The organism is Pseudaminobacter soli (ex Li et al. 2025) (assembly GCF_003012705.1).
GTDB classification, from domain to species: domain Bacteria; phylum Pseudomonadota; class Alphaproteobacteria; order Rhizobiales; family Rhizobiaceae; genus Pseudaminobacter; species Pseudaminobacter soli.
Genome location: NZ_PXYL01000006.1, coordinates 270,353 through 283,168, shown reverse-complemented (window position 1 = coordinate 283,168; position 12,816 = coordinate 270,353). Strand labels below are relative to the sequence as shown.

Sequence of the window (12,816 nt, the reverse complement as noted above, 5' to 3'; positions counted from 1 at the left end):
GACATGGCTCATACTGCCGAACAATGGCCCGATATCCCCTACCCCGCCTGGCGCGACACCTGCTCGGCGCTCCACCTCTACTTCCAGATCATTGGGAAATATCGGCTCGCCCGGACGCCATGGGTCAACCATTCATGGCACGCAACGCTCTATCCGAATGCGCGCGGCTTCACGACAGGGCTGGTGCCGGATCGCCCGGGCGGCATCGAGCTGAGCTTCGACCTGATCGCCCATCGCGTGGTCGGCGCTTCCACAGAGGGGCGGCAGGCAAGCTTCCCCTTGGAGCCGATGTCCGTCGCGGCTTTTCATGCGCATGTTCTGGAACTGATCGAGTTCCTTGGCGGCACGCCGGAAATGGACGACCATCCAAACGAGGTTCCCGACCAAATTCCCTTCGAGGCGGATTTGAACGAGCGCCCCTATGATGCCGATGCGGTGCATCGCTTCTTCAAGGCCTGCCTCTCGATCTCGACGGTGTTTTACAAATTCCGCACCTCGTTTCTCGGCAAGGTCAGTCCGATCCATCTTTTCTGGGGCAGCTTCGATCTGGCCGTGACGCGTTTTTCAGGCAGGCGTGCGCCGCTGCATCCCGGTGGCGTGCCGAGCCTGCCCGACGCGGTCACCCGCGAAGCCTATAGCCACGAGGTTTCCTCGGCGGGCTTCTGGCCCGGGGGCGGCGGAGTGGATTTTCCGGCCTTCTATTCCTATGCCTATCCCGCTCCGCCCGGCTATGCCGACACGAAAGTCGCACCCCACGCCGCCTATTTCGACAAGACGCTGGGCGAATTTCTGCTGCCATATGACGCTGTTCGGCGCGCAGAGGATCCTGTGGCCACGCTGCTGGCCTTCCTCGACACCACCTACCGGGCAGCGGCCGATCTCGGGAACTGGGATTGCCCCAACCTCGAATGCGCGCCAGGCGAGCCTAGACGGCCACGAATTGTTTGACCGAGCATGCTGGCTGGAGCGGCCGTTTGTTGCCGCTGCTCCTGCGTAAGGCTCTACGCCTGCGGCTCGACGACCTCTTCAACCTCGCGCCGCTTCGAGTGGTCGGCTGCGATCATCAGATACACGGCAGGGACGACGAACAGGGTGAACAGCGTTCCGATCGCCAGGCCACTGGCAATCACCAGCCCCATGTTGTAGCGCGACACCGCGCCGGCGCCGGTGGCGATGATCAGCGGAATGACGCCCAGCACCATGGCGGCCGTCGTCATTAGGATCGGACGCAGCCGGATGCCGCAGGCCTGCTCGATGGCCTCGCGCTTGGATTTTCCTTCCAGCTGCGACGTGTTGGCGAACTCCACGATCAGGATACCGTGCTTGCTGATCAGGCCCATCAGGGTCACCAGGCCAACCTCGGTGTAGATGTTGAGGCTCGCGCCACCCAGGCCAACGCTGATGAAGATCAGCGCGCCGGCAATCGACATCGGCACCGAGACGAGAATGATGGCGGGATCTCGAAAACTCTCGAATAGCGCCGCCAGAGCCAGGTAGATCACGATCAACGCAAAGCCGAAGGTGGCGATGAAGCCGGACGACTCCTGGATATACTGCCGCGACAGTCCCGCGTAGTCGATCGAATAGCCCTGCGGCAGCGTCCTTTGGGCAAGGTCCTTCAGATAGTTCAGCGCATCGGCCTGTGCGACGCCCGGTGCGGCGACACCCTGAATGGTCGCGCTGTTCAGCTGCTGAAAGTGGTTGATCGATTCCGGAATGGTCTTGGTCTCGACCGTCGCAACCGACGAGAGCGGAATGGGAACGCCGTTCACGCTGCCGATATAGTAATTCATCAGCTGCTGGACGTTCAGCCGGCTTCGTTGCTGCACCTGCGGGATCACCTTGTACGAACGGTTGTCCAGGCTGAAATAGTTAACGTATCCGCCACCCAGCATGTTGGCGAGCGCCGAGCCGACGTCGCTCATATTCAGGCCTAGCTGGGCGGTCTTGTTGCGGTCGAACACGACGGTCGATTGCGGGTTGTCGATCTTGAGGTCGCTGTCGAGGAAGATGAACATGCCGCTCTTCACGGCTTCCTGCAGGAAATTCCGTGCCACCTGATTGAGCTGCTCGAACGACTCCGTCGTTCCCAGAACGAACTGCACCGGCAGCCCCTGGCTGCCCGGCAGAGGCGGCAGCTGGAAGGCTGCGACGCGGGTACCGGCGATGTTGTCGAGCTGCTTCTGGATTATCGGCTGCAGCTCGTTCGTGGTCCGCGTACGTTCGTCCCAGGGCGTGAACACCATGCCGCCGATCGATGTGCCCGGAGCGTCGATCTGGAACACATGGGCCGTTTCCGGATATTGGGCATATATCTGGTAGACCTGCTTCGAATAAAGCAGCTTCTGGTCCAGTGTTGCGTTGGGCGCCGGCGTGGCCGAGGCGATGATGACGCCCTCGTCTTCCTGCGGCGCAAGCTCGCTCTTGGCGCCGGTGTAGAGGAAGTAGATGCTCCCCAGAACGATCAGTGCGAAGAGCCCCGTCACCGGAAGATAATTGAGGCTGCCGCGCAGCATCCGCTCATAGCCGTCGCGCAGACGATCGAACGTTCGATCGATGAAATCCGACAATCTTTCCTGCCAGCCGCGTTCGGCCGAGCGCGGCTTGAGGATGCGGGAACACATCATCGGCGAGAGCGTCAGCGCAACGATCGCCGACACCGTCACCGCGCCCACCAGCGTGAAGGCGAACTCGGTGAACAGTGCACCGGTCAAACCTCCCTGAAATCCGATTGGGACATAGACGGCTATCAGCACCACCGTCATCGCGATGATGGGGCCGCCGAGTTCTCGCGCTGCCAGGATCGCGGCAGGAATGGGTTGCTGGCCCTCGTCGAGGTGGCGGTTGACATTCTCGACCACGATGATGGCGTCGTCCACGACAAGGCCGATGGCGAGCACCAGGGCCAGAAGCGTCAGCAGGTTGATCGAGAAACCAAGCGCCAGCATCATCGTGAAAGTGCCGATGAGCGATAGTGGAATAGCGATGGTCGGGATCAGCACCGAGCGCAACGAGCCCAGGAAGGCGAAGATAACCAATGTGACGATCACCAGCGCTTCGCCGAGTGTCCAGATCACGTCGCGGATCGAACTGTTCACGAAGTCGGTCGAGTCGTAGACGATGGCGCCGCGCAGCCCCTGCGGCAGCTGCGCCTGAATGCCCGGAAACTGTTTGCGCACGCCGGAAATCACGTCGAGAAGATTGGCCGCCGGCGCAATCTGGATGCCGATGTAGACTGCCTGCTTGCCATCGAACGCGACCTGCGATTCATAGTCGTCCGCGCCGAGCGAGACATTGGCCACGTCCTTCAGGCGTACGATGGCGCCGCCTCTCTGCTTGACGACGAGGTTTGCGAACTCCTCGACGCTGTGCAGATTGGTCGAGGCGGTGAGATTCACCTGCACCATCTGGCCCTTGGTATTGCCGAGCCCGGAGATATAGTCGTTCTGCTGCAGCGCGTTGGAGACGTCCGTGGCCGTCAAGCCAAAGGCAGCAAGTTTGAGCGGATCGAGCCAGGCCCTGAGCGCGAAATTCTGGCCGCCTAGGATTTCCGCGGTCTGGACGCCGGGCACGGCCTGCAATTTGGGCTGGACCACGCGCGTGAGGTAGTCCGTTATCTTGTTGCGCGGCAGGACATCGCTGTCGAAGCCCATATACATGGCGTCGATGGTCTGCCCGACCTTGATGCTCAGCACCGGCTGTTGGGTGCCGGATGGCAACTGGTTGATGACCGAGGCGACCTTGGTGCTGATTTCGGTCAGGGCCTTGTCGGCATCGTAGTTCAGCCGGAGATAGATGGTGATGACATTGACGCCCGACTGGCTGGTCGAACTCATGTAGTCGATGCCGTTTGCCTGCGCGATGGCATTCTCGAGCGGGGTGGCGATGAACCCTGCGATGACGTCCGGGTCCGCGCCGTAATAGGTCGTGGTGACCGTGACGACGGCGTTTTCCGTGCGGGGATATTGGAGGATCGGCAGGGACCCGACCGCGCGCAAGCCGAGCACGAGGATCGTCAGGCTGACGACGATCGCGAGAACTGGTCGGCGGATAAAGATGTCGGTGAAGTTCATCACGACCTACCGCATTCCATGTCGGCTATCTGGCGGACTGCCCGTCCATCACTTGTCGACCGGTTTCGGATTGGGGTTATTCAAAGGCTGCACGTCATTTTCGATTCGGATAGGCACGCCGTTGCGCAGCTTGATCTGGCCGGCGGTTACGACGGTATCACCGTCCTTCACGCCGCTGAGCACCGCGACCTGATCGCCCCGCGTTGCGCCTGTGGTAACGAAAGTCTGGCGGGCGACGAGCTGAGGCTGGCCGTTGGTGTCCGTACCCTGCTTGTCGACGAGATAGACGATGTTTCCGTAGGAGTTGTAGGCGATCGCGGTCTGCGGAAGGGTCACCAGCTTCTGCGGGGCGGCGATATCGATATCGACCGTGGCAAACATGCCTGGGAGCAACAGGTGCGCCTTGTTCTGCAGGGTCGCCCGCATCAGCACGTTGCGCGTCGCGGCATCCACCTGCGAGTTGATGGCCGAGATCTTTCCGGGAAAGGTCTTGTCGGGAAAGGTGTCGACTTTCGCCTTTATCGGCTGGCCGACCTTGATCTGCGCCAACGACTGTTGCGGCACGAAGAAGTCGACATAGATCGGGTCGAGCTGTTGCAAGGTCACGATCATGGTGCCTGCGGGTAGATACTGGCCGATGTCAGCCTGACGGATGCCGAGCCGCCCCGCAAACGGCGCCCTGATCGTCTTGTAGTCGACAAGGGCCTGCTGCTGCGCCGCCAGCGCCTGGGCATTCAGCATGTTGCCCCTGTCGGTATCGACGACCTGCTTGCTCACCGTAGTGTTTTTGACGAGGGCATTGTCGCGATCGTAGGTAATCTTGGCGAGCGCGGCGGTCGCCTTCAGGGCCTCGAGATGGGCGATGTCATCGGCCGCGGCAAGCTCCAGAAGGAGATCGCCCTCATCCACGTCGGCGCCGGACTCGAAATGGATGGCTGAAACGATGCCGGAGACTTGTGCGCTGAGGTTGGCCCCGTTGACAGCCCGCAAACTGCCGACCGCCTCCAACTGCGGCTGCCAGTCCTGCGTTTCCGCCACCATCGTCGAGACGGTTTGCGGCGGATTGGCCAGCGAGGCCATGACCTTCTCGATCATCGACGCCCGGAAGGCCTCGAACCCGAAGACCCCGCCCAGCACCACTGCGACAAGGGCCAGCATGATTATCATGCGCTTCAGCATCGCAACCCTTTCCAAGGTCTTACGAGTGCCTCCGCGAAGCCTGCCCTACATCAATACCCCGGGCGCAATAATGTTGCGCAATCGCTGGCGGGATGAGGTTCGCTGTATGAAACGGATTTACGTCTAACTGCATAGCTAGGTATCCGACGAGCCGATGGAAAGACCGCAGCGTCTATTCCCGTCCGCGCGGCGCTACGCCGAACAGCTTTCGAATTCGGCAGTACCCTTTGACTTCACTAGGGAATGAGCACGGCAGCGCCGCTGAACCGTCCGGCGCGCAAATCGGCAAGAGCGGTGTTGGCCTGCTCCAGCGGATAGGGAGTGGTGTGCGTGCGGACACCCGCCTCCCGGGCTATCGGAAAGAACTCCTGCGCATCCTGCCGCGTCAGGTTGGCGACGGAAACCAGTTCACGCTCCTCCCACAGAAGCGCATAGGGCATCGAAGGAATGTCGCTCATGTAAATGCCGCCGCAGACCACGCGGCCGCCCTTGCGCACCGCTCGCAATGCCTCCGGCACGAGCGCGCCAACCGGCGCGAAGATGATCGCGGCATCGAGTTGCTCCGGCGGCTGCGTGTCCGAGCCTCCGGCCCAGACCGCACCGATTTCACGGGCAAAGCGCTGCGCCTCCACGTCGCCCGGCCGCGTGAAGGCATAGACCTCTCGCCCCTGCCATATGCAAACCTGCGCGATGATGTGGGCGGCCGCGCCGAAGCCATAGAGACCGACGCGCCGGCCCTCGCCCGCCCGCTTCAGCGACCGCCAGCCAATCAGGCCCGCGCAGAGAAGCGGTGCAAGCGAAACCGGATCCGCCTCCATGTCGAGGTCGAAGGCAAAGTCCGAGTCCGCAACGACATGGGTGGCAAAGCCTCCATCGCGCGTGTAGCCGGTGAACTCCGGATAGTCGCAGAGATTTTCCGAGCCCATCCGGCAATAAGGGCATGTGCCGCAGGTATGGCCGAGCCACGGCACGCCGACGCGCCGTCCTATGCGTGCGGCATCGACCCCATCGCCAACGGCATCGACGATGCCCACGATTTCATGGCCGGGGACGAGCGGAAGCTTCGGATCAGGAAGATCGCCATCGACGACATGGAGATCCGTACGGCATACGGCGCAAGCTTCGACTTCCAGCCTGATCTGGCCCGGCCCAGGCACGGGATCCGGCCGCTCCGAGAGAACCAGTGGCCGCCCCACGGCTTCCAGCACCATCGCCTTCATCCTCGCGCTCCACCAGATCAGCTTCGTTGAGACCGATGCTAGCACAATCGCGCTCACGCTGCATTGCTGACCCTTGGCAGGCCCATCTCGCATTTTCCAACGGCGACGTCCCTTTTTCGAAACGCCGCCTCTTGCGATCATGCAATTGTCCAAATACGCGCGCTGTTGCTAATCTTATTTTCTGCCGATTGGACTTTGCCGTGCGCCTCGATACTTTCACAGCTACCCAACCCGGACGACTGTATGCGCACGTCCGCGCCACCTTGCGTTTCCTCAATGCCCGCGGCATCGCAATCGTCCTGCTGGGCTGCATAGTCGGCGTAATAGCAGGTGTACTCGTCACCGCGATGAGTTGGATCGTACAGACGATGCACTGGCTGCTTTTCGGTCTGCAGCCGGGTGCCCGCCTTTCGGCGATGTTTTCCCTGTCCAGCCCGTGGCAGGGACTGATACCGGTCATCGGAGGTAGCGTCCTTGGATTGAGCGTCGTCTATCTGAGATGGCGGCGGTTTCGCACGCCGATTGACCCGATCGAGGCCAATGCCCTGCATGGCGGACGCCTGTCCATGACGGACACTTTCATCGTCGGCGGGCAAACGATCATCTCGACCGGCTTCGGCGCATCGGTGGGCCTGGAGGCGGCATACACGCAAGCCGGATCGGGTGTGGCATCATGGATAGCCCGCAAAACCCGTCTGCGCCGGGGCGACGTCCGGATCCTGGTAGGCTCCGGTGCAGGCGGTGCGATCGCTGCGGCCTTCGGCGCACCACTCACGGGCGCGTTTTATGCCTTCGAGCTCATCATCGGCACATACTCCATCGCCAATGTCGCCCCGGTGATGGCAGCCGCGATTTCCGCTAGCAGTTCTTCGCCAAGCTGTCGGTGGACGCGACCCTGCGTCCGGTGCTCGGCGGCTGCATCGTCGGGCTGCTTGGCCTGATGACGCCGCAAGTCCTCTCCAGCGGACATGGCGGCCTGCACCGAGAACTGGCAATGAACTATGGGCTCTATGTCGTCGCCCAGCTTTTCGTGCTCAAGGTGCTCGCTTCCGCGGTCTCGCTCGGTTCCGGCTTTCGCGGCGGGTTGTTCTTCGCATCGCTCTTTCTGGGCGCGCTGCTGGGCAAGATATTCGCCGCCGGCATGGCGATACTGTCGCCCGAAGTCGGCATCGATCCGCTGGTCGCAGCGGTCGTCGGCATGACCTTGCTGGCCGTGGGCGTGGTGGGCGGACCTCTGACGATGACGTTCCTTGCGCTGGAATCCAGCGGCAATCTAGCGCTTACCGGCGTGGTTCTGGCCGCGGCCATCGTATCATCGCTGCTGGTACGGGAGACCTTCGGCTTCTCCTTCTCGACCTGGCGCTTCCACCTCCGCGGAGAAACCATCCGCGGCGCACAGGATATCGGCTGGATGCGCAATCTCACCGTGGGCAGCATGATGCGTGAGGATCCGCGTACCGTGCCCGGCGACATGACCGTGGCCGAGTTCCGAAACGCGGTTCCGCTGGGCTCCACGCAGCGCGTGATCATCACCGGTCCCGAGAAGAAATATCTCGGCATACTCGTCGTCGCCGAGGTTCACGCCAAGCACCCGGACACGGCGGGCGAGCGCGAGCCGATCGCGGATCTTGCGAAATACCATGACACGGTGCTGGTACCGACGATGAACGTGAAGGCGGCCGCAGAAGCGTTCACACGTTCCGGCAGCGAAGAACTGGCTGTGGTGCAGGACTTCGTCGGCCGCAAAGTCGTTGGCCTTCTGACGGAGGGCCATATGCTGAGGCGCTATGCGGAAGAGCTCGACAAGGCCCGTCGCGACATCTCCGGAGAGCGCTAGCAGCGCGATTTTCCCGGCTTTCCGGTAACCGGCCAGTCACCAACTAGTGACGGTTCCAAGAGGAACCGCAGTATCGATTGACCATTTAATCCATCGCCAAGGGCGTACAATACGCCCACCTGAAAGTGCTCCTGGCGGATGGGAAAACTGCTCAAAATCATGATCTGGTGCGCTGCTGCCATCGTCGGTGTCAGCGTCGGATTTGTGGCCTTCCACAACAACACCATGCGCGGCGGTTCTTCCGCCACCACGGCGGCGGCCCGTACTGCGCCCGCACCTGTCCCGGTGATGACGGTAACCGCCGGCACCAAGAACACGCCGGTCATCATCCGCGGGCTGGGCGCGGTCACCGCCTATAATACCGTGGACGTCAAAAGCCGAGTGGAAGGCAATGTCGTCAACGTAAATTTCAAGGAAGGCCAGGAGGTCAAGCCCGGCGATCTCCTCATCCAGCTCGACGTCCGCCCATTCCAGGCGGCGCTTGACCAGGCCCAGGCAAGCCTCGCCAAGGACCAGGCCAATCTCGTCAACGCACAGAAGGACCTTGTCCGCTATTCCGATCTGCTCAAGCGTTCTTTCGCGCCAGAGCAGCAAGTGGCCACCCAGAAGGCGACGGTGGCGGCGGACGAAGCGATCATTGCCGGCGACAAGGCCATGATCGACGCAACCAAGCTGAACGTCGAATATGCTTCCATCCGCTCGCCCATCGACGGGATAACAGGCATCAGGCAGATCGACCTCGGCAACCTCGTCCAGGCGAATTCCGGCACGCTCGTCGTGGTCACCCAGATCAAGCCGATCTACGTCGTGTTCACCATTCCCGAGACTGACATCCCGCGCGTGCGCAGCGCCATGAGCAAAGGCAAGCTCACGGTCCTCGCCTATGACCCTGCCGACCAGAAACAGATCGCACAAGGCACGCTGGAACTCGTCGACAACCAGGTCGACCAGGCGAGCGGTACGGTAAAACTCAAGGCGAGGTTCCCCAACAAGGACGAAGCGCTGTGGCCGGGCCAGTTCGTCAATGCGCATCTCGTGGTCGAGACGGTCGAGAACGGCATCACCGTGTCCAGCGCCGCAGTGCAGACCGGTCCGAAGGGCACATTCGTCTATGTGGTGAAACCCGACGATACGGTCGAGGTGCGGCCGGTGACCGTCACGCAGACGGAGGACAACGTCTCGCTGATCGGCTCGGGCCTCACCGAGGGCGAGCAGGTCGTCACTGTGGGTCAATCCAGGCTTACGCCCGGCGCCGCCGTGGCCATCGCCAACAATAATACCGGGATCGCGTCGGCCACCCCGGCAGAACCTGGCGGAGTGGCAACCCAATGAACATTTCCGCGCCTTTCATTGCGCGGCCGATCGCCACTTTCCTTCTCATGCTGGCATTGTTGGTGGGCGGTGTCGTCGGCTACTACCTGCTGCCCGTGTCGGCGCTGCCCACGATCGACTCTCCCACTATCTCGGTGTCGGCCAGCCTGCCTGGCGCCGACCCGCAAACGATGGCCGCCTCGGTCGCACAGCCGCTCGAGCGGCAATTCGCCGATCTGCCCGGCGTCAACCAGATCACTTCGTCGAGCACACTCGGCAACACGCTGATAACGCTTCAGTTCGACCTTTCGCGCAACATCGACGGGGCGGCCAGCGACGTGCAGTCCGCAATCAATGCGGCCGGAGGCTCGCTGCCGAAGAATCTGCCGACGCCCCCCACCTACAGGAAGGTGAACCCGGCGGATCACCCGATCCTCATTCTCGGGATGACCTCGTCCGTCATGCCGCTCACGCAACTCGACCAATATGCCGACCTGAACATTGCGCAGCAGATTTCCGCCATCCCCGGCGTCGGTCAGGTTCTGATCTTCGGGGAGCAGAAATATGCGCCAACCGTCAGCGTCAATCCGCTGGCGCTGGCCGCGCGCGGCATCGGGCTCGATGACGTGGCCAATTCGATCGCCAGCCTCACCGCCGACCTGCCGGTGGGCACGCTGCAAGGGCCGCAACAATCCTACCAGATCGCCACCAACGGACAGCTTTTCGACACGAAGGAGATCGGACGTTCGGTCGTGGCCTATCGCGACGGGGCGCCCGTTCGGCTCGATGATATCGCCACGGTCACCGCAGGATCCGAGAGCCCGCTTCAGGCGAGTTGGGTTGGGACGACGCGCGGTGAGATGATCGGCATCTGGCGCCAGCCCGGCGCAAATACGATCCAGCTGGTGGACCAGATCAAGGCGACCCTGCCCCAGTTGCAGGCCGGCATCCCGCCTTCGATCAATCTTTCGATCATCAGCGACCGGTCGTCGTCGATCCGCGAGAGCTTCACCGACGTCAAGCTGACGCTGCTCGCGGCCGTCGTACTCGTTGTGCTGGTGATCTTCCTGTTCCTGCGCAATGTCTGGGCGACATTGATCCCAAGCGTGACCGTTCCGCTGTCGCTGGTCGGCACATTTGGCCTCATGTACATATTAGGCTACAGCCTCGACAACCTGTCCCTGATGGCGCTGACGCTTGCCGCCGGACTTGTCGTCGACGACGCCATCGTCATGCTGGAGAACATCTACCGCTATCTCGAAGCGGGGCACGATCGCGTCACCGCCGCGCTGCTCGGTGCGAAGGAAATCGGCTTCACCATCGTGTCGATCACGGTGTCTCTCGTGGCCGTCTTCATCCCCATCCTGTTCATGAGCGGCATCGTGGGCCGCCTGTTCCACGAGTTCGGCATGGTGGTGACGCTTGCGGTGATCCTGTCGGCGGTGATTGCGCTGACGCTGTCGCCGATGATGGCCTCGCTGGTGCTCCAAAACCCGAAGGAAGAGAAGCACGGTCGGATCTACCAATGGAGCGAGCGCGGCTTCCAATACATGCTCGATGTATATGAGCGGGGCCTGCACTTCACCCTGCGGCACCGGCGCGCCACCATGACCTTGAACCTCCTGCTGATCGTCGTTTCGGCATGGATGTTCTATTCCATGCCGAAGGGCTTTTTCCCGCAGGAGGATACGGGCCTGGTCTTCGGCTTTACGCAGGCCGACCAGGATATCTCGTTCGAAGGCATGGCGAGCCGGCAGGAGGCCGTGGCGCGCATCATCGCGCAGGACCCGGACGTCCAGGCTTTCGGCTCCTCGATCGGCGGCAGCTCGAGTTCCGGCCTGAACAACGGGCGCATATTCATCCAGCTCAAGCCCTACAGCGAGCGCATCGGAACGGCGAGTCAGTTCATCCAGCGCCTGCGGCCAAAGCTCGCCGGGGTACCCGGCGTGACAACATTCCTGCAGTCCATCCAGAACATCCAGATCGGCGCGCGCCTGACCGCGACGCAGTACCAGTACACGCTGCAGGACATCAACCTGGATGAGCTCAACGAATGGGGCCCAAAGATGCTGGCCAAGCTGAAGACCATTCCCGGCCTTCAGGACGTGGCAAGCGACCAGCAGACCGGCAGCTCGCAACTGATGATCAAGATCAACCGGGACAACGCAGCCCGCCTCGGCGTCAACGTGACCGAAATCGAGCAGACGCTCTACGACGCCTTCGGCCAGCCCTTCGTCACCCAGCTCTACGGGCCGCTCAACACCTATCACATCGTCCTGCAGGTTGCCCCGCAGTACCAGACGGATGTCTCAGCGCTTTCACGCATCTACGTGCATGGAACCGGCGGCAAGCTGATCCCCATCAGCCAGTTCGCGACGCTCGAGCCGGCACCGACGACGATCGCGGTCAACCATCAGGGCCAGTTCCCCTCGGTTACGCTTTCGTTCAACCTGGCACCGGGCGTGTCGCTTGGCCAGGCGGTGGACTCCATCAACAAGGCTGCAGCCCAGATGGGCATGCCGGACACCATCACCCCCACCTTCCAGGGCACGGCGCATGAATTCCAGGCGTCGCTGTCGACGCAGCCCATGCTGATCATCGCGGCGCTGTTTGCGGTCTATGTGGTGCTGGGCGTGCTCTATGAGAGCTTCGTGCATCCGATCACCATCCTACTCACACTGCCGTCGGCCAGCGTCGGTGCGCTGTTCTTCCTGAACATATTCGGCTTCGACCTGACGATGATGGCGATCATCGGCCTGCTGATGCTGATCGGCATCGTGAAGAAGAACGCGATCATGATGGTGGACTTTGCGCTGGAGCGGGTGCGCATCGAGGGCAAGTCCGCCGAAGAGGCTATCTATGAAGCGGCGGTGCTGCGCTTCCGGCCGATCATGATGACCACGATGGCAGCCTTGTTGGTGACGCTTCCCATTGCGGTGGGCATAGGCGCCGGCGCCGATTTGCGCCAGCCGCTAGGCGTTGCCGTGGTGGGCGGCCTGATTGTATCGCAGGCCCTCACGCTGTTCACCACGCCGGTGACATATCTCTACATGGAGATTTTCAGCGAATGGGCTTCGGCCCGACTTGCCCGGTTCCGGCACAAGGGGGCTGAAACGGCAGCAGATAAGGAAACGCCCGCCGCTTCAACGGAAGCAGCGGGCGGCAAGAACTGAGATTGGCCAGCCTATGTGGCCAT

Annotated in this window: 6 protein-coding genes and 1 pseudogene; 4 read left to right on the top strand and 3 right to left on the bottom strand. The window is 62.1% G+C overall.

Features of this window, described 5'->3' with window-relative positions:
* Window positions 1-3: 3 nt before the first annotated feature.
* Window positions 4-948, top strand: a complete 945-nt coding sequence (locus tag C7I85_RS14525; protein ID WP_106724696.1) for a DUF5996 family protein — start codon at window positions 4-6, stop codon at window positions 946-948.
* A 53-nt stretch (window positions 949-1,001) separates the two neighbouring features.
* Here the strand turns inward: C7I85_RS14525 and C7I85_RS14520 are convergent, their stop codons facing one another.
* From C7I85_RS14520 to C7I85_RS14510, 3 genes are all read right to left on the bottom strand, one after another.
* Entirely contained in the window at window positions 1,002-4,073 is a 3,072-nt protein-coding gene (locus C7I85_RS14520; RefSeq protein WP_106724695.1) for an efflux RND transporter permease subunit, read from the bottom strand.
* A gap of 48 nt (window positions 4,074-4,121) precedes the next feature.
* The gene (locus tag C7I85_RS14515) at window positions 4,122-5,252 is read right to left on the bottom strand and encodes an efflux RND transporter periplasmic adaptor subunit (protein WP_106724694.1); all 1,131 of its coding nucleotides are present in this window, start codon (window positions 5,250-5,252) and stop codon (window positions 4,122-4,124) included.
* A 236-nt stretch (window positions 5,253-5,488) separates the two neighbouring features.
* Window positions 5,489-6,472: a zinc-dependent alcohol dehydrogenase family protein gene (locus C7I85_RS14510; RefSeq protein ID WP_106724693.1), complete on the bottom strand. Its 984-nt coding sequence runs from the start codon at window positions 6,470-6,472 to the stop codon at window positions 5,489-5,491.
* 200 nt (window positions 6,473-6,672) lie between these two features.
* On the opposite strand from C7I85_RS14510, the pseudogene C7I85_RS14505 reads away from it, so the two are divergent.
* From C7I85_RS14505 to C7I85_RS14495, 3 genes and pseudogenes are all read left to right on the top strand, one after another.
* Window positions 6,673-8,309: pseudogene (locus tag C7I85_RS14505) on the top strand (chloride channel protein).
* A 138-nt stretch (window positions 8,310-8,447) separates the two neighbouring features.
* Entirely contained in the window at window positions 8,448-9,641 is a 1,194-nt protein-coding gene (locus C7I85_RS14500; RefSeq protein ID WP_245444947.1) for an efflux RND transporter periplasmic adaptor subunit, read from the top strand.
* Window positions 9,638-12,793, top strand: coding sequence for an efflux RND transporter permease subunit (locus C7I85_RS14495; RefSeq protein ID WP_106724692.1), 3,156 nt, complete (start codon window positions 9,638-9,640; stop codon window positions 12,791-12,793). The genes C7I85_RS14500 and C7I85_RS14495 overlap by 4 nt, the downstream gene beginning before the upstream one ends.
* Window positions 12,794-12,816: the final 23 nt, after the last annotated feature.

Excerpts from the sequence above, each read along its gene's own strand:
- C7I85_RS14500 (WP_245444947.1), top strand. The coding sequence starts at position 8,448 with ATGGGAAAACTGCTCAAAATCATGATCTGGTGCGCTGCTGCCATCGTC.
- C7I85_RS14510 (WP_106724693.1), bottom strand. The coding sequence starts at position 6,472 with ATGAAGGCGATGGTGCTGGAAGCCGTGGGGCGGCCACTGGTTCTCTCG.
- C7I85_RS14495 (WP_106724692.1), top strand. The coding sequence starts at position 9,638 with ATGAACATTTCCGCGCCTTTCATTGCGCGGCCGATCGCCACTTTCCTT.
- C7I85_RS14515 (WP_106724694.1), bottom strand. The coding sequence starts at position 5,252 with ATGCTGAAGCGCATGATAATCATGCTGGCCCTTGTCGCAGTGGTGCTG.
- C7I85_RS14520 (WP_106724695.1), bottom strand. The coding sequence starts at position 4,073 with ATGAACTTCACCGACATCTTTATCCGCCGACCAGTTCTCGCGATCGTC.
- C7I85_RS14525 (WP_106724696.1), top strand. The coding sequence starts at position 4 with ATGGCTCATACTGCCGAACAATGGCCCGATATCCCCTACCCCGCCTGG.